Here is a 24996-nt window from a genome sequence, read left to right as displayed (position 1 = left end):
ACCGCGTGCCTCGTCATACCCGGCTGGCCGGCTTCGGCCTCGCGTTTCTGACCGCCGTCCCGGCCGGTCTGATCGCCACACCCGCGCAGGCGGCCGCCCATGGAACCGTCAAGGTCACGCATGGCTACCGGGTCACCTATCACGCCCGGTGGGGTCAGGAGAACGAGGTCGTCGTGACCGGGTCGGGCGCCACGGTCACGATCGACGACCGGGTGGCGATCACGCCGGGAAAGGGCTGTGAACGGGTCGGGGGCGACAAGACCAAGGTCCGCTGCCGGGCGTCGTCCGAGGCACGGGTGTGGATCATGGCCTACGACCGGAACGACTCGGTGGAGATCCGGTCCGGGCTGCCGACGAGCATCAACGGTGGCAGTGGCCGGGACACCCTGATCGGGGGACCGCGCCGGGACATCATCAACGGCGACACCGGTGCGGACCGGATCTCCGGGAACGGTGGCGACGACAAGCTCGACGGCTATGTGGGTGACGACCGGATCTGGGGCGGGGACGGCGGTGACACGCTCATCGGGTCCTACGGTGACGACGTGATCTCCGGCGGGGACGGTCGCGATTCCTTCATCAGCGGTGACGGGAACGACCGGGAGTACGGCGGGCCCGGGAACGATCTGTTCGAAGCCGGCCCGCCGCTGGTGGCGGGAGCAGCCGACGCGGACACCTATCTCGGCGGTAGCGGCCGCGACGCGGTCACCTTCGGCGCGCATGACCGCCCGGTGACGGCCGACGCCGATGGTGTCCGAGGCGATGACGGAGTGCGCGGCGAACACGACACGATCGGCGCCGACATCGAGGAAATCTACGGCGGTTACGGCGACGACCGTCTCTACGGCACCGAGCGGTCCGACACTCTCTACGGCGCGGAGGGCGACGACGTCATCGTCGGCAACGGTGGTGCGGACTTCCTGGTCGGTAACGCCGGACGGGACAACCTTTACGGCGGCGCCGGGAGCGACCACCTTGACGGCTACGAGCACGGGATGGCGGCGGCGGACCGGCTGGACGGTGGCGCGGACGGCGATGAGTGCCTGGCCGATGGCAAGGACGTCAAGGTCGCCTGCGAAGGGTGACCACCGATCTGCGCCCGGCGCGGGCGGCAAAGGCCGGTGTCCGACGGTGGTCGCCGTCTTCCCGCGGCGGGTGCGCGTAGCCCGTACCGCTAAGGGGTTTTGATGCAGCAGCCCGGGCAGACCTTGGGCTGAGGCAGGGTGAAGGCCAGGCAGCAGGTCTTGCGGCGGACGTCGAGCCGGCCGTTCGGGTCGGGTTCGAGGTCGATCAGGTCGCGGATGCCGAGCGCGCCGAGCAACCGGTCGATGGTCGCGGCGGAGGAGCCGGGGACGGCGTCGGCGGAACGCAGGACGCCGTAGGCGATGCCGGAGGCGAGCGAGCCGAGCAGCGGGCGCCGGCCCAGGCGGACCCGGCCGTGGATGGCGTCGAGCAGCGGTTCCAGGTGCTGTTCGAAGAGGGCGCGGCGGAATTCGGCGAGCAGTGCGTCCTCGTCGGCGACGACCTTGACCTGCGGCAGGCCGGAGAGGGCCAGCGGGTCGTGCGGCAGGACCGCGACCGGGATGTCCGGTCGCATGCCGAGCGTGACCAGCGGGCGTGGGTCGTCGAAGTGCATGACCGCGTCGGTGGAGGTGAGCAGCGGCACCCGCCGCGCCGAGGCCCAGCCGAGGACGGCCGGGAGGGCGAGCCAGTAGGTGTAGGCCTTCCAGGCGAGCGCGGCGGCGGCGTGGGCCTGCGCGTTCCAGCGACGGCGGGCCGCGTCGAGCAGGGTGTCCAGGTGTACGTCGGCCAGGCGCGCGGTCGGCGTCCAGCCGGCCAGGTCGCGGACCACCAGGTCGGGCGCCAGGCCGGGGACCTCGGTGCTGGTGCCGAACATGGCGCGCAGCGTCGCGTTGACCGGTGCCAGCAGTGGTGGCCGGATCTGCCGGAGTTCCAGCGTGGGGCTGGTCACGGGCGGCCGCCGGCCCGCGGCACTCGTCGCTGAGGCACCGCACTCTCCTCGCGGATGATCTTGCAGAAGGGCGAGCCGGGCTCTTGTGGAGCGGCGGGGCTCGCGAAGGACCCACGGTACCTGGTTAAGGGTAGCCTAACCACACTGACCCAAGGGATCATTCGGACGAATACCCTCCGCCATGATTACTTTACGTAGCGTGGCGGCGTTGCCGGATTCGTCAAGGTATCTGTCGGCAAAACGCTACTAGCTCCTTGCAGACACGCGGTCCCGGCGACACTGAACGTGCCGTCGCGAAGGGGACATCCGTGATGACCACCTCGCCCATCGAAAGGGCCGCAGACAAGTTCGTCTCAGCCCTTGCGCAGTGGCGGGTCGAGCGCGGGATGACCAAGAAGCAGCTGGCCGCGCGCATGGGCTTCGATCCCTCCTACGTCAGCCACGTCGAGGGCCGCCGCCACAAGCCCACCGAGGACTTCGCCCGCCGGGCCGAGGCCGTCCTCGGCGCCGGCGGCGTCATCTGGCAGCGTTTCCAGGAGTACGACGAACTGCGCAACGCCCGCAACGCCGGCCTGCACCGCGACCCGCCCGTGCCGGTCCAGTGGCTGCCACCGGGCACCGGGCTGATCGTCGAACGCGAGATCGCCGACCTGGTCTACACCGACGGCGCCTACCGCTGCCGGGTGCGGCGCTCCCTCTACAACGCCGGCGTCGAACCGGTCACCCGGTACCTCGCGAAGATTTCCGTGGACCGCTACCCGCACGACCCGGCCGGCTCCAACCGCCACCACCGGGAGAACCCGCTCACCTTCGACGAGATGGACGTGCGGGCGTTCGCCGGTGAGGGTGAGGCCGCCGAGCCCATGCTGTGGCGGGTCAAGCTGGACCGGGACGCGTCCAAGGAGATCTGGCTCATGTTCGCGAACTCGCGCGGCCAGTTCCCGCTCTATCCCGGCGAACGGACCACCATCGAGTACGCGTACACGGTCGGCGAGGAGAAGTGGGGCCAGTGGTTCCAGCGCGCCGTCCGCCTGCCGACCCGGTTTCTGACCGTCCGGCTGAACTTCCCGGAGAGCTTCGAACCCCAGGTCTGGGGTGTGGAGGCGTCCCTCGCCGCCGAGGTGCCCGTCCGCACCCCGTTGGAACGCCGCACCGAGGGAGGTCGCGCCATTTTCGAGTGGTCAACCGACGCGCCCCTGCTCAACGCCCGGTACCGACTGGAATGGCGGTTCCGTGGCGCCGACGCACCGCTCTACGAGGAGACCGGCCCGCCCGAGCCGACCCTGCCCCGGGCCTCGCACCGGATGCGTGGCATCGGCATCATCCAGCGCGGATCCGACCTGCTCCGGCAGCGGGCCCGCCACTTCCAGCTGCCCCGTGAGGGGGCGGCCGCCCGGACCGCGGTCACCCGGCTGCTGACCTCGCTCGGGCGGCTTGAGGATCTGCACGAGTTCAGCAAGGGCGTGGGTCTCGCCGCGCCCCAGATCGGGGTTCCGGTGGCGGCCGCCGTCGTCCGGCCGCCGGAGCGCGACACCGAACCGGTCGTCCTGCTCAACCCCCGGGTCGTCGGCGAGTCCGGCGAGACCGACGAGCAGTACGAAGGCTGCCTGTCGTTCTTCGACTACCGGGGCCTGGTGCCGCGCCCGCTGCGGATCGACGTGGAGCACGCCCGGTTCGACGGGACCCGGGTGGTCACCACGTTCGAGCGGGCCCTGGCCCGGCTGATCAGCCACGAGATCGACCACCTGGAGGGCCGGCTCTACGTGGACCGGATGAAGGCCGATGCCAAGCTCGTGCCGGTCGCCCAGTACCAGCAGACCGGCCGGCCCTGGGATTACTAGTCAGTCGGTAAAACTGTCGTACTTTATCCGGACAGAGGGCACCTGGAGCTCGGCGAGGCGCTTCAAGGTGGCCTTCACCATCCGCCCTGACCCGGAGACGAAGAAGTCGTGCTCCTTCCACGGGCCGTACTTCGCCACCACGTCCGAGATGTAGCCCTGCTCGCCGGGGAAGGTCGGGTCGTCGCTGCACGCGGTCACCACCGACAGCCACGGGTAGCGGGCGGCCAGCCGGTTCAGGTCGGCCAGGTCGTACAGGTCCTCCCGGGTCTGCGCGCCGAAGAAGACGTGCACCCAGCGGGTCCGGTTGTACCGGGTGAGCTCCTCGAGCAGCGACTTGATCGGGGCGAGCCCGGTGCCGCCGGCCACGAAGACGGCGTCCCGGGTCGACCTGCGGTCCAGGGTCATCGAGCCCATCGGCGCGGCCAGCTTCACCATGTCGCCCACCTGCATCCGCCGGACCAGCGCGCTTGACACCCAGCCGGCGCCCACCGCGCGGACGTGGAAATCCAGGGTGTTGTCCCGGCGCGGGGCGTTCGCGGGTGAGTAGACGCGCCACAGCCGCGGCTGGTAGCGCGGGCACTCGAGGCTCAGGTACTGGCCGGCCCGGTACTCCAGCGTCTGCAACGGCAGCACCGTGAACACCGCGATGTCGCGGGACCGGCGCTCGTGCGCCACCACCTCGCCGTACCAGTACGGCGGGTTCGGGTCGGCATCGGCGCCGGCCAGCATCTTCGAGGCGATCACCGCGTACGCGTCGGCCCAGGCCTGGTCGTACTCGATGCTCCACTCCTCGCCGGCGAACGCCCGCATCGACTCGATCAAGGCGCCGCCCACCACCTCGTAGTGCTCCGGTTCCACGTGGAACTTGCGGTGGTCCCGGCCCAGCGCCCGCAGGTACTCGTCGAACCGCTCCGGATCCTCCAGCGTCTGGACGGCGGTCACGATCGCCCCGAGCAGACGGGACCGCTGCACATCCATCTGCACCGGGAACAGATCGCGCAGGTCCGGGTACTTCAGGAAGATGCGCGCGTAGAAATAGCCGGCGACCTTGTCCTGATGTTCCTCGACCAGGCTCCAGCTCTCCTTGAGCAAGCTTGCGAGGTCTCCCATGCCATTCAGGGTGGTCAGCGCAGTCGGGAACACGACGCACGAGAAGTGCGACTCACCACCCTCCACGGCGCGTCGCTTGCCGAATTGGGCCAATTTGTGCCTGGCCTAGAGTTGGCGGGTGACCGTGGAAGAACAGCAGCTGACCACCCGTCCGCGCTACGGGACCGAGATCGCCATCGTGTTGCTGCTGTCGCTCGGGCAGTCGGCCGTCTACTCCGTGGTGTCACTGACCGCGAAACTCACCGCCGACCGGCCGCTCGCCCAGCAGACCGCCACACTCAACGCCTCGGTGTCGCCGCGGCCCTACCTGGACCTGACTTACCAGCTGCTCGGCATCTTCTTCGCGCTGGTGCCGGTCGCCCTGGCGCTGTTCCTGCTCGCCCGCTCCTTCGGCGCGGCGGCCCGGGAACTCGGCATCGACTACCGGCGGCCCGCCTACGACCTCGGCTGGGGCGCCGGACTCGCCGCCGGCATCGGGCTGCCCGGCCTCCTCCTCGTGTACGGGGCCCTGCAACTCGGCATCAACGCGCAGATCGTGCCGTCCGGGCTCCAGCCGTACTGGTGGTCGGTGCCCGTACTGGTCCTCGCCGCCATGCAGAACGCCGTCCTCGAAGAGGTCATCGTCGTCGGATACCTGATCACCCGGCTCCGGGCGCTCTCCCTGTCACCGGCCTGGATCATCGCCGCGTCCGCCGTACTGCGCGGCTCCTACCACCTCTACCAGGGCTTCGGCGCCTTCCTCGGCAACGCCGTGATGGGCGTGATCTTCGCGCTGTTCTACCTGCGGACCAAACGCGTGATGCCGCTCATCGTGGCGCACAGCCTCCTCGACATCACCGCGTTCGTCGGCTACGAACTGCTGCCCGACTCCTGGCTGTCCTGGCTCGAGTACTCCGCATAGAACCGGCGCGCCCGCACCGCCACCATCTCCGTCGTGGCGCGGGCGCCCAGCACGGCGGTGAGCAGGCTCACACCCGGCAGGCGGACCAACTTCAGCGCGGCCCAGAGCACGATCGGGCCCTTCCCCGGGGCCGCCAGCGCCAGCAGATCGCCGGCGCGGCGCGGATCCGCCGGATCCAGGCCGTAGACCGCGGCCAGGTGCAACACCAGCTCCGCGTGCGTGATCACGGTCGTCGCGACAAGAGCAACCGGGGCGTACGGGCCGGCCAGGGCACCCAAGCCGCCCCGAATCCCCGCCGAGCGGGTGAACCGCTGAACGGCCAGGCGGGCGATCGCCTCCGTCGTGGCCGTCGGATAGGACGCGCGCGTCTGTGCCGCCCACGCCCGGGCCCGGGGCCCGATGTGCTGGACCGCCGTGTGGGCGAGAATCTCCGGGCTGCGGGCCGGGTCGGCCAGCAACTCCTCGGTGAGCGATCCCAGCCCCGCCTCAGCGGTGCTCCCACCTACCCCGGCTGATGTCGGCTTGTCCTGTTCCCTTCCGGCGGGCTTGACCGCGGCCGGTTCGTTGGCGATCGGCCTGCCGGCTTCCGGCTCAGGAGAAGCCGATCCGTCTGCTCCGCGCACGGGTGGCGTCGCTTCGGCCGCGGTCGGCTCGGCCGGCGCCGTTTCGGTGACGAGCAGGTCGGGCGACTCTGTGGCGGGGACCGCATCCTGCGCTGCGGTTTCCGCCTCTCGAGGCGGCAGGGTGGGCTGTGCCGGCCGGGACGCCGGGCGCTTGGCCGGCGTCCGAACGGTCAACTCGACGGGCGGGACCGCCTTGGCCGCGGCTCGCTTGGCGGCCGCCTTCTTGACCGGCGCCTTCCTTGCGGGTGTCTCCTTGACCGGCGCTTCCTTGACCGGCGCTTCCTTGACCGGCGCTTCCTTGACCGGCGTCTTCCTTGCGGGCGCGACCGCCTGCGCCAGAGGCGCGTCCTTCCCGGCCGGGCTGTCCCCGTGGGGCGGGACCTGCTCAGATGCGGGCGCGGTGCTCTTCGCCGCTGGGCTCACCCTTCGCGCCGGGGCTGCCTTTTCCGCCTTCCTCGGCTTCTCAGCCTCCGCGGGCTCTTCGATGGGAGCGGCCTTTCGCGGCGGTGCTGCCTTCTTCACCGGAGCTCGTTTCGCGGGTGTGCGGGCTGTGGCCGGACCGGGAGCCGCAGGCTGCGAGGTCTCTGGTGTGGGCTCGGCTGCCGCGGACGAATCGGTGGCGCGGTCCGGCTGGGGAGGCACCGCAGTGGGGGTCGTCTTACGGGGGGCCCCGCCCTCGGAAGAGTGACCTTCGGCACCTGAGCCGGATGGTGGGGGCTGGAAGGTGACCGCCGGCGGCGCTCCACGGCGACTGGGGCCCGCGGTCGGCTCCTCGCCGGAGGGACTCTGCTCGGGCGTGCTGAACGGGCTTCGCGGACCCCGAGCCCGCGGAGCCTCCCGGCGCGTGTTCTCCTCCATCGCACGAAGCCTAGCCTCATCCGCGACGTTTCGCCTGTTCGTAGCCGCTCGCGAAGATCCTTGGCGTGCCAGATGGCAACCTCTTTGTGCGGCGCTGAGCGGGTCCGGTATTGTCAAGCCTCGGTGGCCCCCGGGTCACCGGGGAGACTTCGCCTAGTCTGGTCTATGGCGCCGCACTGCTAATGCGGTTGGGGTTTTAAAGCCCCTCCCGGGTTCGAATCCCGGAGTCTCCGCGCAAAAGTCGGTGTTGTAGGCTGACTGAGCACTGAGAGAGCGCCCGTAGCTCAATGGATAGAGCATCTGACTACGGATCAGAAGGTTAGGGGTTCGAGTCCCTTCGGGCGCACCAACGAAAAACGGCCTCCCACCGCAGGTGGGAGGCCGTTTTGCTTTCGGCTACGCGGATCGCGGGAACTGGATGATCTTGGCTAGGCCCTCGCCGGTAGTCGAAACGGTAGCTGAAACCTTTTTGGCTGCATCGACACTGGGCGATGTTTCCTGCTGAGGCTTCTTCTTCCCCTTCTTCTTGGCCTTCTTCGGCTTCTCCTCGGCACCCCACAGCAGGGCGCCGACCCGCTTCGATGCCTCCTGGCGAAGCTCGTCGATGACGTGCTGATAGCGGCGCAGCATCCGCCGGTCAGACCAGCCCATGACGGCCATCACGGTCTGTTCGTCGACTCCTTGCAAGAGCAGCATCGTCGCCGCGGTGTGGCGCCCGTCATGGACGCGAGCGTCACGGACGCCGGCCTCACGCAGCACGTCTTTCCAGTCCTCCCAGTCGGCCCGCGCGTCGATCGGGCGCCCGTTGGGCTGGCACCACACCAAGTTGTGGTCGGTCCACATCTCGCCGGCCGCTGTGCGCTCCTGAGTCTGGTGACGCTGGTGCTGTACTCCGAGTTTGATCATTGGTGTCGCCAGTGCCATTCGACGGCGGCCCGCCTCGCTCTTGGTGTCCGTGAAGACGATGCCGCCATTCTTGCGCTTCGGGCAGACCGAAGCGTGATTGGTGCAATCCTTCGGGCACAGCTTGGTACAAGTCTTGGGGTCGCGGTGGGTGGCACAGCCGGGGCGGGGCGCGCGCTTCGGGCACCGGTCTACGCGCTGCTTGGTGCAGTCGTTCGGATCCTTGCCGCATCCGTGCTGCCAGCGTGGCGGGCACGGGACCGTGCGGCAATGCGGTCGGGCGCAGTCGATCGGATCGACGCAACCGTGCTCCCACTTGCGGCGCTCGGACTGCCGGCGCACGACGAGCCACCCGCCATCGAGGTCCAGCCCCATCGGCTTGTCTCGGGTGGACTTGGGTGCCTGCCACCACGGCAAGCCGAGCGCTTCGCCCTGCCGTAGGCCGAGCGGCAGCCCGATCGACCATCGAGTCCCGTTACGCCGGTACTCGCACGCGCGGAGGATGGCCCGAACCTCCTCCACGAACAGGGGCGTCACCTCCTCCTCGATGAGTTTCGGCCGCCAGGTCATGAAGTCCATCGGGTTGCGGGGAATGATCTTGCGCCGGACGGCGTCGTTGAGGATGGCCCGCAGGACCCGGAAGACGGTATGGACGCTCGCCGGTGCGAGTCCTTCGCTTGCAGTGTCGTCAGGGTCGCGGTAGATCGAGCGTAGGAACGATTCGATGGCTTCGGCAGTCAGCAAGTCGCATCGCCACGCGCCGAGCCCCGGCGTCAGCCAGTTGTTGACCGCCCACGCATACGATCCGGTCTTGGTGTTGTAGCGCCATTCAGCGGCGGGGTTGTTGAGCCAATCGGCCATCAACGCCGCGAGCTTTGGCGGCTCCCCGGCCTTGACGACTTCGCCCGCGGCCATCTCCTCAAGAAGCTTCTTGAGCTTCTGGCGAACCTCGTTCTCGTCCTTGCCTCGCCGCTTTCGGCGGTCTGGCGTGCCGTCGGGTCGGGTGCCGACGACGACGGTTCCTTGCCATCCTTCGGCGTTACAGAACACGGTCATAGCGGGATCAATTGCGCTTAGCTTGCGTGGACGACCCACGTCGAAACTCCAAGCATGGTGGAGGGGCGGCGCGTTATCTCGTCGCGCCGGAAGAATGTGACGGCCGTGAGGCCGGGAGGATTACGCCCGGGGGGTGCGTCGGCGGGCGAGATCGGCGCCGCGTGGCTCGTGGGGTTCGGGCATGGCGACTGCTGTGCGCCAGAGGTTCATAGCGGCATCGAGCGTGTGCCGTAGCGCGGCGCGTGCGGCATCGGGGACGGATGCGTCGGCGAGTACCCGGTTGATCTCGACCACCATCGGGTCGTACTCGGACTCGTCGGGCGCGAGGTCCAGGTCTGCGGGCGTGACGAGGCCGAGCGCGATAGCAGCGCGGCGCGGGTTGATGCCGAGCACCTGGCACACCTTGCGCACATACCTCAGGTCCGGGCGTACGCCGTCGCCGGCTTCCCAGCGCAGGTAGGTGGATCGGCTGACACCTGAGCGCTGGATCACATCGTCCTGAAGAAGTCCGGCGTCTTTGCGCGCACTACGGAGCAGCTCGGCGAAGGCAGCGCCTTCGGGGGTCACATCGTCGCGCATGGCGACACCATAGCCGCTGCTCACGGAGGCCGTGTGTCTCACCTGTGAAACCTTTGCGCGCTCGATCAAGGGGCTCTCCTCGGTCTCTGGATTGAGTGCTGCGCGTAGCAGGAGTCTCATACATGAGACAGTAGCGGCTAGTTCGCGCTAACAACAGCCGAGAAGCTCACTTGATGTTGCATCTACGAGACTTTACGGTAGGCGGCATGGCTGCAACGCGAGCGGTTCTCAGGAGTGCCGGATACGAGACGTCCCATGTTGTCCTCAACGAAGATCTCTTCCGTTCCCGGACGCGGGCGCTCGGCGCTCGCACCGACCAGGAGCGCTGCGCCGTCGCCGGCATCTCACGGGCGAGCCTCTACCGGTGGCGCACCGGCACCGTCACCCCGTCGCTCGATGCGTTGCGCAGCGTGGCGCGACGCCTCGACGTCGAACTCAGCCAGCTCGTTCGTGAGGTGCCCGATGAGCGTCCGTGAGTTGCCCGATTTGATGCTGACGGTGGCGGAGACCGCAGCTCAGTTGAAGCTCAGCCGGAGTTACACGAAGAAGCTGATCGCCGCTGGCGTCCTGCCAAGCGTGAAAGTCGGTCGCTGCCGCCGCGTGCGGCTGACCGACCTCGGTGCGTACGTCGATGGGCTGACCAGCGACATCGAGCCGAACCGTGCCGGGGACGCGCCCGGCCCGGTGGAGACGGCATGAGTGTCGACGCCACCGACGCGGCTTCGACTGTCCGACGGCAGCCGGCGCCGCTGCTTATGGCACGTTGCAGCGACCGGCCCGCCGGGCGCCGGGCATACGGTTACCCGCCCAACGGCGTGCGGGCGGCCCCCGATGCCTCGCCGCCGGCACCGGCGCCGAGCCGCGAGCGTGTGTTTACGGCTGTCGTCGGCCATCACGACCGCCATGGCTATCCGCCGACCGTGCGTGAGCTCGCTGCGGCGACCGCCTTGGCGGTGTCCACGGTGGCCTACCACGTTGACGGCCTGGTCGCCGCCGGCCGACTTATCCGCCGTCCTGGTTTGGTCCGCACGCTCGTTCCGGCGCCTGTCGTCGCGGGGGCGACATGAGCGACCTACTCATCGCCACCGCGGTGCTCGCCGCGCTCAGCCTGATCGGCGCCGCTATCTCACTGGCGGAAGCCGACGACCGCATCAACGACCTACTCGCCCACGTCGACCCCTCCCACCCGGCCGCGGCAACGACGCCCGGCAACCGTCCCGACGGCCTCAATGACAGGAGCGCTCATGTCCCACACCACCGACCGAGCGGGCAACGACCAGACGGTGCGCGGGCTGGCCGCGGTGCTGGCTACGATCATCGGCCCTGACGCCGCACCTCATGCCGCCATCGAGTTTGCCCTGACCGAGGCGACGCAAGGGCACGTCGATTGCGCCCGTGAAGCGCTGCGCGGGGTGCCGTCCGAGCACCTGCGCGCGGCGATCACCGGCGCGGCCGTGGTGTCGCAGCTCGCCGCCCTCGTGCTGCTCGACCGCGCGTTGCCGCCGGCTGACCGCTCGCGCGCACGGCTGTAGTGATCGCCGTCGGTCGTCGGGCCTGTGCTCGACGGCCGGCGGCGGGCTGCGGCTCCATCGATTGCCGGACGGGGGCATTCACCATGATCACGGCTGACCGGCTGGCCGCCTATGGTCACCGACTTGTCAGCGCTATCCACCAGGGCAACCCCGACACCGTGCTCGACGACCTCGCGCGCCTGGACCGCGCCGAACTCGTGCACCTCGTCATGCTGCTCGCCGCCAGCGTGCCCGACGCCGACCGGCCCGGCCTTGACGACCTGGTACGGGAACGATTCGCGCCGTTGCGCGGGGGTCGCCGATGAGCCGCCGCCGTGTCCGTACCTCGTGCGATCACGCGCCGCCGGCGATTTACCGCGGCGAGGTGGTCATGGACTGGTCGACCCACCGATCGGCACCCCGGCCGGGACCGTGCCGCGTGTGCGGACGGCCAACCACCCTGGTCGACTGCGCCGGCACGCTGTGTCACAAGGTGTGTGCCGAGCGGGAAGCTACTCGCGAAATCGCCGCACCCGCGGCCGGCCGCCGCGCCGGCGTGCGCCGTGGTCACCTGTCGTTGGTCGGTGGCCGCTGATGCCGTGGGCTCGTTTCTCCGACACCAGCGCGCACCACCCCGCCGTGCTGGCGCCGATGGCTTTCGAGGGCTGGCAACCGCCACAGTGGACACAAGCTGACGTGGTGAATCTGCTCGCCGGGATCTTCCAACGGTGCGCCGTGCAGTCGGCCGGCTACCTCACCGACTATGTGATCACCCCGGGCGTGCTTGCGTCCACCGCCGGCGACAACTGGCGGCATTGGGTGGTGCTCATGCAGCGTGCCGGCTACCTCACCCCGGTCGAGCTCGACGGCGGGGGCGAGGCGTGGCGCCTGGTCGACGACCCGACGAACCTCGTGCACATCCGCCTCAAAGACGAATTGGAGTGGGAGCGGCAGCGTAAGCGAGACAATGGCAACGCCAACCTCACTGTCGCCGTGCGCCTGCGTGACGGCGACGAGTGCCGGTACTGCGGCGTGATCGTCGTGTGGGGTGACCAGAAAGGCGGCCGCGGCGCCACCTACGACCACCGCAACCCGGGGCAAGCCGCCGGCGGCCCCGACGATCTAAGGGTCTGCTGCCACTCCTGCAACGCCCGCCGGTCGAATCATGCCGACGCGGACACCTGGTGCCCGCCGCGGCCGAGTCCCGCAACGCCGTACTACGGCACCAAAACGGCCGCGTTCCTGCGCGATCACGGTCACAAGGTGCGCCGTAGTCGCACCCGACCCGGCACCCAGCCGGACAACGACACCAGCACCACCCGGCGACCCCGCACCCAACGGGACACCGCCACCACCACCGCGAGCGACCCGGCACCCGGCCGGACCACGCCCGCCGCGACTTCGCACCCAGCGGAACCACGCGATGCCCGCACGGCGCAAACCAGCACCATCGAACGCACCAACTCGCGCGACTCCGCGGCCGGCGGAACCACGCCCCACCAGCAACAACATCAAGATCAACAAGGATTGGCCAATCCGGCGAATCACCGATCTCCGGAATCCGGATCGCCGGGACGGGACGGGGCGGGACGGGCGCCCATGCCTTCACCACCTACTACCGCACCCGGGCGAACCAAGCGATCCCGCCGAGGACGTACCCGATGACCAATCCGCCGGCCATCCACCCAGCTCGACACGCTGCTCACCGAGGAGGTTCCCGCGTGTCCATCCTGCTGTGCGAGTCTCCGCTCTGCTGGCGCGATCCCGATACCAACGCCCTGCAACCCCGCCCGGCCGCGCCCGGTCTGCTGCTGTGCTGGCCCTGCCGCGACCGGCTCGCCGCCGACCTCGACCGGCTACCGGACATCTGCACCGACCTCGAAACCGCGCTCATGCCCGGCAGCGGCGCCGGCGGGCCGGTCGTGTCCGGCAGCCGAGAACGCCCCATGCCGATCAACAACACGGCCGCGTACGCCCGCGCCGAGATCCGGCCCGTCCTGGTCGCATGGATAGCCCTGGTGATCGAGGTCCGCGGCGTGCGCCCGCCCCGGCGCGCCGACGACCCGGCCGTGCTGTCCCGGTGGCTGCGCCGACACGTCGACTGGCTCGCCGCGTACCCGGCCGCCGGCGACGCCGCCGACGAGATCGCCGACGTCCGCCGGATCGCGTTCCGCGGCGCCTACCCGAACCCGGTGCGGCGCGTCGAGGTCGGCGCGTGCCCGTTCGCCGGGTGCACCGGCACGGTGGCCGCGATCGTGCGCGACCGCTCCGCCGTGCTGCCCTCGTCGGCGCTGTGCGACACCGACACCGGCCACGAATGGCCGATGACGGAGTGGCCACGCCTACGCCGGGAGATGCGCCGCGCCGAGACGACGCCTGTGCAGGGTGCGGCGTGAGGTGGCTCGCTGCCGACGAGGCCGCCGCGATGCTGCGCCGGGACGTGCCGGCCGTCTACCGGCTCGCCCACAAGCACGCGTGGCGGCGCTTCGTCTACAACGGACGCCGGTACTACAACCCGAGTGACGTAGAGCACACGGCGAGGATCTTGACCAGGTAGGGGCCTTGGGGAGATCGTAAACGTCAAGTTGGTGAAATCTATTCACCTCCCCGTGCAGAACCCCGCGAGAGCCCCTTTCAACGACCGCCATCGTTGATCCCGGCCGCGGGGTTCTTCCGTGTCTACGGCTCTTCCGGGCTGCGGCACGCCGAGCGCGTGGTCGCCGTCGTCCCGGTCGCACCGGGCACCACACACATCACAGAGCGCCGACAGTGGCGACCTCGTGGACGACGTGCGGCCCGCGCCCTTACTCAGATCGGAGGTGCGGCCTCATGGGTGTGAACGTCACGCCCCACTACTCCAGCGAACACGCCCGGCTCTACTGCGGCGACGCGCTCGGCGTGCTCTGCGAGATGGAAACCGGCAGCGTCGACGCCGTTATCGCCGATCCGCCCTACTCCTCCGGGGGCATGGTCCGCGGCGACCGCACCGCCAGCGTGCACACCAAATACGTCCAAAGCGACAGCATCACCGGCACCGCGCTGCCCGCGTTCGTCGGCGACACCCGCGACCAGCGCGGCTACGCCTACTGGTCAACCCTGTGGCTCACCCAGGCCATGCGGATCACCCAGCCTGGCGGCGTCGTCGCCGTGTTCACCGACTGGCGGCAACTGCCCACCGTCACCGACGCCGTGCAAGCCGCCGGCCTGGTGTGGCGCGGCGTCGTCGCCTGGTGCAAACCCAACGGCCGCCGCGTCCAAGGCCGCTTCGCCAACAACAACGAGTACCTCGTCTGGGGCACCCACGGACCCCGCCCGCTGAACGCACTGCCGTACACCCTGAACGGGCACTACGTGATCAACACTCCCCGCTCCCGGGTCCACATCACGCAGAAGCCGATCGAGCTGCTACGAGACCTCGTCCGGATCGCCCCGCCCGGCGGGACCGTGCTCGACCCGTTCGCCGGCTCCGGCTCCACCGGCGTCGCCGCGCTCGCCGAAGGTCGCCGGTTCGTGGGCATCGAAATCGACCCCTACTTCGCCGCCATCACCGCCGACCAACTCGCCGCCGCCGAGCACGAGCAGCCCGCCGCCTAGCTTTCGTCTGCGGCAACGCCAACGGCAGGGATGCCTTCCACATCGGGAGACCGATGCCTACCGGCCTCAAGGGGCGCCCATACCGACGCCTCTGCGCGCGGGTGTACGCCGAAGAATCGCACTGCTACCTGTGCGGCGGGTGGGTCGATCAGAGTCTTGACCGGCGACATCCGATGAGCCGCACGGTCGACCACGTCCGCGAGAGGCAGCTCGGCGGAGACCTCCTAGATCGAGCCAACGCGCGGCTCGCGCACCGGCGCTGCAACGGCAGCAAGGGCGCCCGCGTCCGGCATGCCCAGGCCCGTGATCACGCTGCCCTCAAACCACACGTGATCGAGCTGCACGTCGATGTATCAACGCTGTGACCAGGGGTGGGGGTCGGGAATTCGGCCATGCGGCCGGATGACCCCATGCCCAAGGGTCTCCCGTTTATCCCCCCGCGTGACCTGGGAAAACGCGCCGCCGGCACCGCGACACTGCCCCGGGGAGGTGCGCCCCGTGGCCGCGTTGCGCCTGGTTCCGGTGACCTTCAAGGTGGCATGCGAGTACGTCGACCAGCACCACAGGCACCACACCCGGCCCCAGGGCTACCGGTTCGCCGTCGGCGTGCTCGCCGGCGAACGCCTGGCCGGCGTAGCGATGGCCGGCCGGCCGGTGTCGCGGATCCTCGATGACGGCAAGACGATCGAGGTCATCCGCGTCGCCACCGACGGCACCCAGCACGCCTGCTCGATGCTCTACGGCGCGTGCTGGCGCGCAGCTCGCGCGCTCGGCTACCTCGCCGGCGTCACCTACACCCAGCTTGGCGAGAGCGGCGCGAGCCTGCGCGCGGCCGGCTGGCGCATCGACGCCGAACTACCTGCGCGACCCGGTTGGGACGCTCCCGGCCGGCGCCGCCCAACCCGAGACACCGACGGGATAGCCCGCGTGCGGTGGCGGATCGGTGTACCCGTGACGGTGCACCCCTGACGTTGCGGGGGTGCACCGTGCCACCGTTGCGCGCGTTCTCGTACGGCGGGGGTGTCCAGTCGACGGCCGCCCTGGTGCTCTCCGCCCGCGGCCGCATCGACTTCCCAGCGTTCATCTTCGCGAACGTCGGCGACGATTCCGAAGATCCGCTCACGCTCGACTACGTCGCCCGCTACGCCAAGCCGTTCGCCGCCGCGCACGGGATCGACCTGGTCGAGGTCCGACGCGACCGGCGCGACGGCACCGTTGAAACCCTGTACGGCCGGCTCACCCGGGAAGGCTCGCGCAGCCTGCCGATCCCGGTACGGATGGCCAACGGCAAGCCGGGCACCAGGTCGTGCACCGCCGATTTCAAGATCAAGCTTGTGGGTCGGTGGCTCAAAGCGCACGGCGCCCGCCCGGACCGCCGCGCGGTGGTCGGGATCGGGATCTCCCTGGACGAGATCGAGCGCGTCAACAAGCGCCGGGCCGCACCGTACGAGACGCCGGTCTATCCGCTGATCGGCGTGGGCGAGGAAACCGGGCTGCTGCTGCGCCGGCAGGACTGCGAGCGGATCATCACCGCGGCCGGCCTGCCTATACCTGCCAAAAGTGCGTGTTGGTTCTGCCCGTTTCATCGGCCGTCAACGTGGGCGGAGATGCGACGCGATCGCCCCGAACTGTTCGCCCGGGCGTGCGACCTGGAAACGCTGCTCAACGAGCGGCGCGACATGCTCGGCCGTGATCACGTGTATCTGACCCGGTACGCGCGGCCGTTGGCCGACGCGATCCCCGCGGCCCAAGCCATGCTGCCGATCTTCGACGTGTCCGAACTGGACGATGCGGTCTGCGACAACGGCGCATGTTTCACGTGAATCCCGACGCCATCCCGTGCTTTCCCCGGTCTATGTCGATGGGTGGTGATGCTTCGTGACGGCACCTGTTCCCCGGCCGCCGGACCGGCTTGAGTTCCGTGGCCTGTCGCTGTGGCTGGAAGTCACGGCCGGCCCGGGCCGGCTCGGCCCGATCGAGCTGGCGCTGTTGACCGAAGCGTGTCGCATCGTTGACCGGCTCGAACGGCTCGACCAGTTCCTCGCCGGTACCGGGACCGAATGGGTGCGCCTCGCGGAGGAGATCGAGGGCCGCGGCGAGGTGGCCATCGTGGTCGACCAGGCGCTCGGCGAGGCCCGCCAGCAGGCCGGCCGGCTGACCAGCATCGCCGCCGAGTTGCGGCTACGCACCGCCGGATCCGCGGCGGGTGTCGGCAGACCCGCGCCGCCGGCGCCCGGCCCGGCGGAGGTGCCTACCGGTGTCGCGAGCATCCTTGGCCGCGCCCGCGGCCGCACCGCCGCCGGCTAAGCCGCGCGTCCTGCTGGTTCCGCCGTACGTCGCGAGCCGGCATGGTCAGGACGCGATCGATCTGGCTGCGGCCGCCGGGATCCCCCTGGATCCCTGGCAGGCCGACATCGTGCGCGACATGCTCGGCACCGATGCCGCCGGCCGCTGGGCAGCTTTCGAGGTCGCGGTCTGGATCTCAAGGCAGAACGGCAAGGGTGCCATCATCGAGGCGCGCGAGCTGGCCGGGCTGTTCCTGCTCAGCGAGAAGCTGATCCTGCACAGCGCCCACGAATACAAGACCGCCATGGAAGCGTTCCGGCGCATCGTGGCCTGTCTGGGCAAGCTCGGCCGCAAGATCTCCGAAACGCTCTACGAGGTCGACGGCCCGCCCGACGACCAGGGCAACCCGACCGTCATCCGCGTCAAGGTCAACAACACCAACGGTGAGGAAGGGCTCGAACGGCTCGACACCGGCCAGCGACTCCGCTTCATCGCCCGGTCGAAAGGCTCCGGCCGCGGTTTCTCCGGTGACCTGATCATCTTGGATGAGGCGTTCGCCCTCACGCCGGAGATGATCGAAGCGCTGATGCCGACGATGTCGGCCCGCGAGAACCCGCAGATCCTTTACGCGAGCTCGCCACCGCTGAGCTACGAAAGCGGCACGGTGATGTTCGGGCTGCGCGAACGAGGCGAGCCTGAGCCCGACCCGGACACCCCGGACGCGCCGCTGCCGGCGCCGGGCGCTGAACTGCTTTACGTCGATTTCGGGCTCGCTGGCGATCTCGACCATCTCGCGCACGCCGACGGGTGCCCGGTCGACTGCACCCGCCCCGAGGTCGATCTCGACGACGAAACGAACTGGCGGGCCGCGAATCCGGCGTACGGATACCGGATCTCGACCCGGTTCACGCAGCGCGAACGCCGAGCCATGACCGACGTCGGATTCGCCCGCGAACGACTCGGCATCTGGCCCGCGAAGATCGCGAAGAAGGACCCGCCGCCGATCGAGCCGCGGATCTGGGTGGCCATGTGCGACCCGACCAGCCGCCGCAAGCCGGGCAGCGCCGTAGCGCTCGGCCTGGACGTGACGCCGATGCGCGACCGCGCCGCGATCCTGCTCTATGGCGTGCGCGACGACGGACTCGGCCACCTGCAAGTGATCTCGTATGCGGCCGGCGTCGATTGGGTTGTTGCCCGTTTGGTCGAGCTCAAGGCCCAGCTCGACCCGGTCGCCATCGGGCTCGATGCGGCCGGCGCCGCCGGCGCGTTGCTCGACCGGCTCAAAGAGGTCGGCATCATCACCGCCGCCGAGCGGGAACGGCAGCGCCTCGCCGATGGTTTCGCTCATCGGGCCGAGGTGCCGCACACCCGCGGCGACATCTACGTGCCCACGGCCCGCGAAGTCGGGCAGTGGTGCGGGCAACTCGTCGACGACGCCCGGGCGCTGCGGCTGCGGCACCGCAACGACCCGCCGCTCAACGACGCGGTCAACGGCGCGAAGTTCCGGCCGCTGGGTGATGCGGTCGCGTGGGGCCGCAAGCTCGCCACCTCCGACATCAGTCCGCTTGTGGCCGGCACCAACGCCCGCGGCGCCTACTACGCGGTGATCGACCAGCTCGCCACGGACTACGACCCCGAGGTCTACCTCGTGTGATCCGACGGGAGGCGAATCGGTGGCGTTGCTCGATCGGCTCCGCAAGGCGTACGCCGCGCGCCGCACCGCCGGCGCCGATCGGCGCGCTGGCCGGCAGGCATGGGCCGGCATGTTCCAGACCTACGGCGAACCGAACGCCGAGCGGATCGTGTCCAGTTACGTCGATCTCGCGGAGAAGGCGTACGCGGGCAACGCCGTGGTGTTCGGCGTGGCTCTGGCGAGGATGTCGCTGTTCACTGAGGCTCGCGTCGCGTTCCGGTCCCGCGCCGACCGCAAACTCTCGCGCACGCCGGCGCTGGAACGCCTCGAAAAGCCGTGGCCCAACGGCACTCTCGCTGATCTGTTGGGCCGGATGGAGCAAGACGCCACCCTCGCCGGCAACGCCTACATACGCGATGCCGGCGACCAGCTCGAACGGCTGCGCCCGGACTGGGTGACCATCGTGTCCGAGGTCGACGAGACCGACGACGGCCACCAAATCCGGCGGGTGCTTGGCTTCGTTTACGACCCGGTCGGCGATCCCGATAGGGACATCGACTTCTACGCCGTTGACGAGGTCGCGCACTGGGCGCCGATCCCCGACCCGCTCGCATTCTGGCGGGGCATGTCGTGGCTCACCCCCGTGGTCGGGGAGATCAACGCTGACAAGGCAATGACCGCGCACCGCGAGACGTTCTTCAAGAACGCTGCGACCCCGAACATGGTCATCAAGTACACCGGCAAGCTCACCCGCGAGCAGGCCGAGCGGATCGGTGACCGTATCGCGGCCCGGCACGCCGGTCCTGGCAAGGCCGGCCGGACGCTGATTCTCGACGAGGGAGCCGACCTGCAAGTGGTCGGCGCGCAGCTCAGAGACGTGCAGTTCGATGAACTGCAATCGGCCGGCGAGAACAGGGTCGCCGTGGCCGGTCAGGTCCCCGCAATTGTGGCCGGGCTCAAAGAGGGCTTGGACTCGGCCGCCTGGTCGATGTACCGGCAGGCGCTCCGGCGGTTCGCGGATCAAACCATGCGCCCGTTGTGGCGTAGCGCGTTCGCCGCCCTGGCGGTGCTCGTTGACGTGCCGGACGGCGCCGAACTGTGGTTCGACGTCTCCGACATCGCTGCGTTGCAGGAGTCGGAGCAGGAGGCCGCGCAGACCGCGCAGACCAACGCCGCAACCCTGTCGACGCTGCTGACCGCTGGTTTCACCGCAGAGTCCGCGGTGGCGTACGTCGCCAGCGGTGACCTGTCCCTGCTGGATCACTCCGGGCTGTACTCCGTACAACTGCGCCCACCCGGCGAACAGGAACCGGCCCCGGCCGGATCCGCCCCGGCACCCGATGATGCCGAACGGCCGGCGGCCCCCGCCGATGCGCCCGGCCCGGCCGACACCGACGAGCAGGACGCCGACGACGACCCGGCCGGCGACATGCGCCGGGCGTGGCCGGTCGACGAACTCGATTTCGAGCTCGAATTCATCGAACTGCTGCGCGGCTGGGAACCGAACTTGCACCCGCGCGATCACCGCGGCCGGTTCCGCAAGGTCATGAGCTCCGACGTCGGCGAAAACCTGTTCCCGCTGACCAAGCCGAGCACCCGCCGGCTCGACCAACTGGTCGACGACTTTGGCCGCGAGGAAAACCCCGACGATCGAGCCTGGCAACCCATCGTCGACGAATACGAGCGCCGTGAGGCCGAAGAGAACGCCCGCAACGACCGGATCAGCGCCGCCGTCGACGCCGGCGACGACTACCTCGACGCGTACGCACGTGAGTACGGCCTGGACGCCGAGAAGCTGCGCCACAAAGAGCGCATGAGCCTGCTCGACGCCGAGCGTTTCGCCGGCGAGACCCGACGCCAAGCCGTGCGCCGGCTCTATGACGAGTGGATCTATCTGCGCTACCTCAAGGCCGAAGCAGAAACCCGCGGAATCATGGTCACCAAAGCCGGATTCGTCGCCGGCATCGATCCGATCAGCCTGTTTTCCGGCCCACCTCAGCGCGCCCGCAAGTGGGCCAGCGAGGAACTGATGCGCTGGTGGGCCGACAACGGCCGCGTGACCTTCACCGAATTCGCGTTCACCACCTACGGCATCGGCAGCAAGCGCGCGGCCGAATCGGCACGGCTGTCCGGCAACGGCCGAGATTTCGGAGTGTGACCGGTGGCGTTGACGACCGACATCGAGGCCGCGGCCGAAGCTGGCCGGGCGGCCGGTGCCGCCGGCGAAACGGCGACCGCGTGCCCATACGCCGCACAGAACACTCCCCGTGAACGGGCGTGCGCCCGGGCATGGGTGCGCGCCTACTTGCACGCGCGGCCGCCAGCGGCCGGCGTCGTCGACTACGACGGCGCCGACGAGCACCCGGTCGACGAGCCCGGCGAGCAGGCCGCAACGATCGGCCGACACCTGCCGGGCCGGCACAACCAGAAGACCCACGGCAACCGGTACAACACCCCGGGCGACAAGAGTTCAGGGTTTCGCCGGGTGGTCGAACACGCGACACATGCCGCCGAGCATGCCGGCCGGCGCCGTACCCAGGTACGCGCCGAACCGTCGGGGCACGACCTAGCCCAGTTCGCCGGCATACCCGCCGACGAGGTGATCAAAGGCCGCAACCTGTACTCCGGGCACCACCACGACGACAGGCAGCTCCGGCAGGCTGCGGCGGAGTTCCGGTTCGACCCGGACGCCCCGGGCGCCCTGGCGCGGTATCTCGACGAACACGCGGCCGCAGTCGCCGACAACGCCGAACGCAAGGCAACCGCACCCCACAACGCGCGCCACACCCGGATGCCGAAGCTCGCCGCGTCCGACCCGGCCGTGTTCGGGGCGCTGGTCGCATGGCAGGACGCCGAACGGCGAAGTTGGCTGTCATCCGCCCCGCGCACCCTGCCGGCCACCCAGGAAGACGGCATCCGGCACCGGCAGAAACACGAAGCGGCCGAAGCCGACGCGAAGACGGCTGAGGCGGGGCTCGGTGCGGCGGTCGAGCAGGCCCGCAACGACGACTCCCACTGGCGACGGCGTGTCCTCGAGGACGACGTCGGCGACGACCGGTTCGTCAACGCCCTACCGGCGGTCCCGGATGAAAGCAGCGTGCGGACGGTGTTCGATCGGCTCACCGAGCCGATCCCGCGCGACACGCCGCCGGCGGTCCGGGCCGCCGCTGAGGCGCACCGCACCGCCCGGATCGAGCAGGAGGTAGCCGAAGCCCTCGACCGGTGGCTTGGCGACCGGATCGACTACCGATTCGGCTCCCGCGACCTGGACGAGGCAACCCCCGCCCAACGCGAAGCGCTGCGCCTGGAAACGCTGCGCTTGTACGAGCAGCGTGACCAGGCCCGGGAGCGGGTACGCGCCGCCGGCATGGCCACCACCAGCGCGGCCAACGCTGAAACTGCCGCCCGGGAGGCCGAACAGCGCGCCGATCAAGAGGAAGGCGAGCAGGTGGTCGCCGAGATCCGCGACCGGCTCGGCGCCCTGCCCGACGGCGACGTCACTGCCAGGGACGCGGGCAAGGCGATGCGCAAGGAACTCGGCATCCCATCGGCGACCGCGCTCAAGAAGGCCGAACGCGGCAGCGACCACCAGGCCCGACTACGTGCCTATGCCGGGCAGAGCGTGATTCGGGAGGCCGAAGAGGTGGCCCAGTTGCGCACCGCATTGGCCAACAACCGCGCCCAACTTGAGCAGATCCGGCAGCGCCTCGCCCGCGGCGGACTCCGCCCGGGCGTACGCGCGGCATTGATCCGGATGGCGCTGCGCTTCGAGGCCCTCATCGGCAACAACCTCGCCAGCATCACCCACCACGAGCGGAACCTCGCCGACGCCCGCGACCGCTGGTTCGAGGAGGTGTGATGCAGACCTATGACCGCACGTTCGCCCTGGAAGGCATCGAGATCCAGCGCGGCGGCGACGGGCGCACGGTGGAGGCGTACGCCGCCGTTTTCGACGTCCCGACCGAAGTCCGCGACCAACACGGCCACTACTTCGAGCAGATCGACCGGACGGCGTTCAACCGCACGCTCTCCCATGGACTCGATCGCATCAGCGTGATCTACAACCACGGCGTCAACCCGACCACCGGCCGGGCCGACGCGCTGCTGAGCGTGCCGATCGCCCGGGCCGTCGACGTCCGCGTCGACGGCCGCGGGCTGCGCACCGTCAGCCGGTACAACCGCGGTCCGGTCGCCGATCAGGTACTCGAATCGATCAAGAACGAAGAGATCCGCGGACAGTCGTTCCGTGGCCGCGTGTTCCGGTCGAACCCCAACGGCCGGATCCCCCGGCCCACGCCGGGCGAACCACTGCCCACCGTCGTGCGCCACGAACTCGGGCTCTCCGAGTACGGGCCAACGCCGCGCCCGGTCTATGAGGGCGCCGGCATCATCGCCGTCCGCTCGGTTACCGAGCTCGCCGACGAGCTCGCCGCCCTGGACCCCGACGCCCGCGCGGAGCTGATCCGCGCGCTCTCCACGGCCACGCCCGAGCTGGCCCCGGCCGTGGACACCGCCACTCCCACCCCGGGACTCGGCGCCGAAGCCTCGCCCGATGGGCGCGCTGGTCGGTACGCCATCCGCCGGGCACGTATCGCCCTGGCCGCCCGAACGGGAGCACCCGCACGTGAAGCACCGCAAGCCGGAGCTCATCCGTACTGACATCAAGGCACTCGGCGAGGAACTGACCGCGCTCGGCGAGCTCGCCGAGCCCACCGACGACGACGTCACCCGTGCCACCACCGGCATCCCCGAAGAGTTCGACCGCCTCGAGGCCGAGCTCGCCGCGAGCGAGAAGGCCGCAGTCGACCGCGAGCGCATCATCAGCCGCGCCGCAGAAATCAGCAACCGGGAGGACGGCGACGGCGCCCGGCGCCCGGACACCCGCCGGCGCGGCGCCCCGCACATCCGCCGGTCCACCGAATCCATCTTCGCCGGGCTCGACCTGGTCCGGTCCGGCCGGTTCGACGACGGCGACGTCATCGAGCGCGCGCAATACGTCATCGACCGGGCGCCGCGGCACCTGTCCACCGAGGGCCGCGAGAAGGCCGAACGCCTCGTCACCGTCGACCCGGGCGACCGTAGCCGGCAGGCTGCGCTGATCGCCCGGCACATCCTGTGCACCGGCGGCGATGACTACGCCGAAGCGTTCCGCGCCTACATGGAGACCGGTTTCCCCGACGAGGTGCTGCGCGCCACCATGACGCTCGCCCCGGCGTCCGGCGGCTACCTCGTGCCCTTCACCCTCGATCCGAGCATCGTGCTCAGCAACGCGGGCATCGTCGATCCGCTGCGCCGGATCTCCACCGTCAAGACCATCGCCACCGACGATTGGAACGGCGTCACCTCCGCCGGCGTGAGCACCGCGTGGACCGCCGAGGGGCAGGAGATGACCGACGGGTCACCGACCTTCGGTCAGCCGACGATCACCCCGAAGCGGGCCGACGCGTGGGTTGAAGGCACCTACGAAATGCTCGCCGACACGGGTTTCGCCTCCGAGCTCGGCCGGCTGCTGGCCGACGCCAAGCAGATCCACGAGGGGCAGGCGTTCGCCACCGGCAACGTCGGCGCGACCCGGCCGCGCGGTGTGGTCGCCAAGGTGGCCAGCGTCGCCGGATGCCTCGTCCCGGCCGCGGCCAACGGCGCGCTCGCTCAGGCCGACGTGTACGCCGTCAGCGACGCGCTACGGCCCCGCGACGCCGACAAGGCCGTGTGGCTCGCCAACAAGCGGATCTACAACAAGATCAAGCAGCTCGACACGTCTGGCGGTTCGGCGTTCTGGGCCAACATGGGCGTCGGCCGGCCGAGCCAGTTGCTCGGCGCCGACAACTACGAGGCGTCCAGCATGACCGGCACCATCGCCGCCGGCGCAAACGTGCTGCTCGCCGGCAACTTCGAGATGTTCTACATCGTCGACCGCATCGGCATGAGCGTGCAGTACGACCCGATGCTCAAGGGCGCCAACGGCCGCGCCAACGGCAAGGCCGGATGGGCGGCGTTCTGGCGCGTCGGCGCCGACGTCGTCGACCCGGACGCGTTCCGCCTGTTGCAGCTCGCGACGGCGCCCGCGGTGGCGGCGCTCGGCTAACCGGGCCGTCGACGGCAAACGGTCCGCGTACGGCGGGCCGTTCG

General features: G+C 69.8%; 26 protein-coding genes and 2 tRNA genes. 23 read left to right on the top strand and 5 right to left on the bottom strand.

Annotation, left to right across the window (positions count from 1 at the left end; translation table 11 throughout):
- The first annotated feature begins 5 nt into the window (after nucleotides 1-5).
- Nucleotides 6-1085, top strand: coding sequence for a calcium-binding protein (locus tag BJ964_RS09715; protein ID WP_188120376.1), 1080 nt, complete (start codon nucleotides 6-8; stop codon nucleotides 1083-1085).
- 89 nt (nucleotides 1086-1174) lie between these two features.
- On the opposite strand, the gene BJ964_RS09710 is transcribed toward BJ964_RS09715, so the two are convergent.
- Nucleotides 1175-1897 (bottom strand): IucA/IucC family C-terminal-domain containing protein, encoded by a 723-nt coding sequence (locus tag BJ964_RS09710; protein WP_188126871.1) that lies wholly within the window; start codon nucleotides 1895-1897, stop codon nucleotides 1175-1177.
- 386 nt (nucleotides 1898-2283) lie between these two features.
- Here BJ964_RS09710 and BJ964_RS09705 point away from each other — a divergent pair, with 386 nt between their 5' ends.
- The gene (locus BJ964_RS09705) at nucleotides 2284-3813 is read left to right on the top strand and encodes a peptide deformylase (RefSeq protein ID WP_188120375.1); all 1530 of its coding nucleotides are present in this window, start codon (nucleotides 2284-2286) and stop codon (nucleotides 3811-3813) included.
- On the opposite strand, the gene BJ964_RS09700 is transcribed toward BJ964_RS09705, so the two are convergent.
- The gene (locus BJ964_RS09700) at nucleotides 3814-4923 is read right to left on the bottom strand and encodes a globin domain-containing protein (protein ID WP_188120374.1); all 1110 of its coding nucleotides are present in this window, start codon (nucleotides 4921-4923) and stop codon (nucleotides 3814-3816) included. It lies immediately after the preceding gene.
- Between the two features lie 118 nt (nucleotides 4924-5041).
- On the opposite strand from BJ964_RS09700, the gene BJ964_RS09695 reads away from it, so the two are divergent.
- Nucleotides 5042-5824, top strand: coding sequence for a CPBP family intramembrane glutamic endopeptidase (locus BJ964_RS09695; protein ID WP_188120373.1), 783 nt, complete (start codon nucleotides 5042-5044; stop codon nucleotides 5822-5824).
- Here the strand turns inward: BJ964_RS09695 and BJ964_RS49515 are convergent.
- Nucleotides 5773-6102 carry a hypothetical protein gene (locus BJ964_RS49515; protein WP_188120372.1) on the bottom strand — a complete coding sequence of 110 codons (330 nt, stop codon included), beginning with the start codon at nucleotides 6100-6102 and terminating at the stop codon, nucleotides 5773-5775. The two genes, BJ964_RS09695 and BJ964_RS49515, sit on opposite strands and share 52 nt — an antisense overlap.
- A gap of 121 nt (nucleotides 6103-6223) precedes the next feature.
- On the opposite strand from BJ964_RS49515, the gene BJ964_RS49510 reads away from it, so the two are divergent.
- The 3 genes from BJ964_RS49510 to BJ964_RS09675 all read left to right on the top strand — a co-directional run bounded on the left by BJ964_RS49510 (nucleotide 6224) and on the right by BJ964_RS09675 (nucleotide 7654).
- Nucleotides 6224-7135: a pentapeptide repeat-containing protein gene (locus BJ964_RS49510; RefSeq protein ID WP_203832854.1), complete on the top strand. Its 912-nt coding sequence runs from the start codon at nucleotides 6224-6226 to the stop codon at nucleotides 7133-7135.
- A gap of 312 nt (nucleotides 7136-7447) precedes the next feature.
- Nucleotides 7448-7538: transfer RNA gene (locus tag BJ964_RS09680), tRNA-Ser, on the top strand.
- 40 nt (nucleotides 7539-7578) lie between these two features.
- Nucleotides 7579-7654, top strand: a tRNA-Arg gene (locus tag BJ964_RS09675).
- A gap of 47 nt (nucleotides 7655-7701) precedes the next feature.
- Here BJ964_RS09675 and BJ964_RS09670 read toward each other — a convergent pair.
- Nucleotides 7702-9264 carry a tyrosine-type recombinase/integrase gene (locus tag BJ964_RS09670; RefSeq protein WP_188120371.1) on the bottom strand — a complete coding sequence of 521 codons (1563 nt, stop codon included), beginning with the start codon at nucleotides 9262-9264 and terminating at the stop codon, nucleotides 7702-7704.
- Between the two features lie 120 nt (nucleotides 9265-9384).
- The gene (locus BJ964_RS09665; RefSeq protein ID WP_188120370.1) at nucleotides 9385-9843 is read right to left on the bottom strand and encodes a helix-turn-helix domain-containing protein; all 459 of its coding nucleotides are present in this window, start codon (nucleotides 9841-9843) and stop codon (nucleotides 9385-9387) included.
- 206 nt (nucleotides 9844-10049) lie between these two features.
- Here BJ964_RS09665 and BJ964_RS09660 point away from each other — a divergent pair, with 206 nt between their 5' ends.
- The 17 genes from BJ964_RS09660 to BJ964_RS09575 all read left to right on the top strand — a co-directional run bounded on the left by BJ964_RS09660 (nucleotide 10050) and on the right by BJ964_RS09575 (nucleotide 24952).
- A complete protein-coding gene (locus BJ964_RS09660) occupies nucleotides 10050-10319 on the top strand; it encodes a helix-turn-helix domain-containing protein (RefSeq protein ID WP_188120369.1) in 270 nt (89 codons plus the stop codon).
- Nucleotides 10306-10542, top strand: coding sequence for a helix-turn-helix domain-containing protein (locus BJ964_RS09655; protein WP_203832855.1), 237 nt, complete (start codon nucleotides 10306-10308; stop codon nucleotides 10540-10542). The genes BJ964_RS09660 and BJ964_RS09655 overlap by 14 nt, the downstream gene beginning before the upstream one ends.
- Entirely contained in the window at nucleotides 10539-10910 is a 372-nt protein-coding gene (locus tag BJ964_RS09650) for a LexA family protein (RefSeq protein WP_188120368.1), read from the top strand. Before BJ964_RS09655 ends, BJ964_RS09650 begins: the two co-directional genes overlap by 4 nt.
- A gap of 177 nt (nucleotides 10911-11087) precedes the next feature.
- Nucleotides 11088-11375, top strand: coding sequence for a hypothetical protein (locus BJ964_RS09645; RefSeq protein WP_188120367.1), 288 nt, complete (start codon nucleotides 11088-11090; stop codon nucleotides 11373-11375).
- A gap of 83 nt (nucleotides 11376-11458) precedes the next feature.
- Entirely contained in the window at nucleotides 11459-11680 is a 222-nt protein-coding gene (locus tag BJ964_RS09640) for a hypothetical protein (protein ID WP_188120366.1), read from the top strand.
- A 373-nt stretch (nucleotides 11681-12053) separates the two neighbouring features.
- Nucleotides 12054-13019, top strand: a complete 966-nt coding sequence (locus BJ964_RS09635; RefSeq protein ID WP_188120365.1) for an HNH endonuclease — start codon at nucleotides 12054-12056, stop codon at nucleotides 13017-13019.
- 56 nt (nucleotides 13020-13075) lie between these two features.
- On the top strand, nucleotides 13076-13750 hold the full coding sequence (locus BJ964_RS09630) for a hypothetical protein (RefSeq protein WP_188120364.1): 675 nt from the start codon (nucleotides 13076-13078) through the stop codon (nucleotides 13748-13750).
- The gene (locus BJ964_RS09625; RefSeq protein WP_188120363.1) at nucleotides 13747-13911 is read left to right on the top strand and encodes a MerR family transcriptional regulator; all 165 of its coding nucleotides are present in this window, start codon (nucleotides 13747-13749) and stop codon (nucleotides 13909-13911) included. The genes BJ964_RS09630 and BJ964_RS09625 overlap by 4 nt, the downstream gene beginning before the upstream one ends.
- Before the next feature lie 272 nt (nucleotides 13912-14183).
- Nucleotides 14184-14948, top strand: a complete 765-nt coding sequence (locus BJ964_RS09620) for a DNA-methyltransferase (protein ID WP_188120362.1) — start codon at nucleotides 14184-14186, stop codon at nucleotides 14946-14948.
- 498 nt (nucleotides 14949-15446) lie between these two features.
- A complete protein-coding gene (locus tag BJ964_RS09610; RefSeq protein ID WP_203832857.1) occupies nucleotides 15447-15917 on the top strand; it encodes an XF1762 family protein in 471 nt (156 codons plus the stop codon).
- Between the two features lie 17 nt (nucleotides 15918-15934).
- Nucleotides 15935-16771 (top strand): phosphoadenosine phosphosulfate reductase, encoded by an 837-nt coding sequence (locus BJ964_RS09605; RefSeq protein WP_229807421.1) that lies wholly within the window; start codon nucleotides 15935-15937, stop codon nucleotides 16769-16771.
- Nucleotides 16772-16826: 55 nt separating this feature from the next.
- Nucleotides 16827-17255 carry a hypothetical protein gene (locus BJ964_RS09600; protein WP_188120359.1) on the top strand — a complete coding sequence of 143 codons (429 nt, stop codon included), beginning with the start codon at nucleotides 16827-16829 and terminating at the stop codon, nucleotides 17253-17255.
- Complete coding sequence (locus BJ964_RS09595; RefSeq protein WP_188120358.1) at nucleotides 17206-18888, top strand: hypothetical protein; 1683 nt, start codon at nucleotides 17206-17208, stop codon at nucleotides 18886-18888. Before BJ964_RS09600 ends, BJ964_RS09595 begins: the two co-directional genes overlap by 50 nt.
- Nucleotides 18889-18907: 19 nt before the next feature.
- Nucleotides 18908-21025, top strand: a complete 2118-nt coding sequence (locus BJ964_RS09590) for a phage portal protein (RefSeq protein ID WP_188120357.1) — start codon at nucleotides 18908-18910, stop codon at nucleotides 21023-21025.
- A 3-nt stretch (nucleotides 21026-21028) separates the two neighbouring features.
- Nucleotides 21029-22726: a hypothetical protein gene (locus BJ964_RS09585; protein WP_188120356.1), complete on the top strand. Its 1698-nt coding sequence runs from the start codon at nucleotides 21029-21031 to the stop codon at nucleotides 22724-22726.
- A complete protein-coding gene (locus BJ964_RS09580) occupies nucleotides 22726-23526 on the top strand; it encodes an HK97 family phage prohead protease (protein WP_188120355.1) in 801 nt (266 codons plus the stop codon). Before BJ964_RS09585 ends, BJ964_RS09580 begins: the two co-directional genes overlap by 1 nt.
- Nucleotides 23492-24952: a phage major capsid protein gene (locus tag BJ964_RS09575; RefSeq protein ID WP_188120354.1), complete on the top strand. Its 1461-nt coding sequence runs from the start codon at nucleotides 23492-23494 to the stop codon at nucleotides 24950-24952. Before BJ964_RS09580 ends, BJ964_RS09575 begins: the two co-directional genes overlap by 35 nt.
- Nucleotides 24953-24996: the final 44 nt, after the last annotated feature.

The sequence above is a fragment of the Actinoplanes lobatus genome (genome assembly GCF_014205215.1).
Lineage (GTDB): Bacteria > Actinomycetota > Actinomycetes > Mycobacteriales > Micromonosporaceae > Actinoplanes > Actinoplanes lobatus.
The sequence above is the reverse complement of the archived record's forward strand: the minus strand, read 5'-3'. Positions and strand labels throughout refer to the sequence as shown.

Bases quoted from the DNA above. Each gene is read 5' to 3' on its own strand.
- BJ964_RS09705 (WP_188120375.1), top strand. From the start codon at position 2,284: ATGACCACCTCGCCCATCGAAAGGGCCGCAGACAAGTTCGTCTCAGCC.
- BJ964_RS49510 (WP_203832854.1), top strand. From the start codon at position 6,224: ATGTGCTGGACCGCCGTGTGGGCGAGAATCTCCGGGCTGCGGGCCGGG.
- BJ964_RS09700 (WP_188120374.1), bottom strand. From the start codon at position 4,923: ATGGGAGACCTCGCAAGCTTGCTCAAGGAGAGCTGGAGCCTGGTCGAG.
- BJ964_RS09665 (WP_188120370.1), bottom strand. From the start codon at position 9,843: ATGCGCGACGATGTGACCCCCGAAGGCGCTGCCTTCGCCGAGCTGCTC.
- BJ964_RS09580 (WP_188120355.1), top strand. From the start codon at position 22,726: ATGCAGACCTATGACCGCACGTTCGCCCTGGAAGGCATCGAGATCCAG.
- BJ964_RS09670 (WP_188120371.1), bottom strand. From the start codon at position 9,264: ATGACCGTGTTCTGTAACGCCGAAGGATGGCAAGGAACCGTCGTCGTC.
- BJ964_RS09640 (WP_188120366.1), top strand. From the start codon at position 11,459: ATGATCACGGCTGACCGGCTGGCCGCCTATGGTCACCGACTTGTCAGC.
- BJ964_RS09650 (WP_188120368.1), top strand. From the start codon at position 10,539: ATGAGTGTCGACGCCACCGACGCGGCTTCGACTGTCCGACGGCAGCCG.
- BJ964_RS09710 (WP_188126871.1), bottom strand. From the start codon at position 1,897: ATGTTCGGCACCAGCACCGAGGTCCCCGGCCTGGCGCCCGACCTGGTG.
- BJ964_RS09655 (WP_203832855.1), top strand. From the start codon at position 10,306: ATGAGCGTCCGTGAGTTGCCCGATTTGATGCTGACGGTGGCGGAGACC.
- BJ964_RS09660 (WP_188120369.1), top strand. From the start codon at position 10,050: ATGGCTGCAACGCGAGCGGTTCTCAGGAGTGCCGGATACGAGACGTCC.
- BJ964_RS09645 (WP_188120367.1), top strand. From the start codon at position 11,088: ATGTCCCACACCACCGACCGAGCGGGCAACGACCAGACGGTGCGCGGG.
- BJ964_RS09620 (WP_188120362.1), top strand. From the start codon at position 14,184: ATGGGTGTGAACGTCACGCCCCACTACTCCAGCGAACACGCCCGGCTC.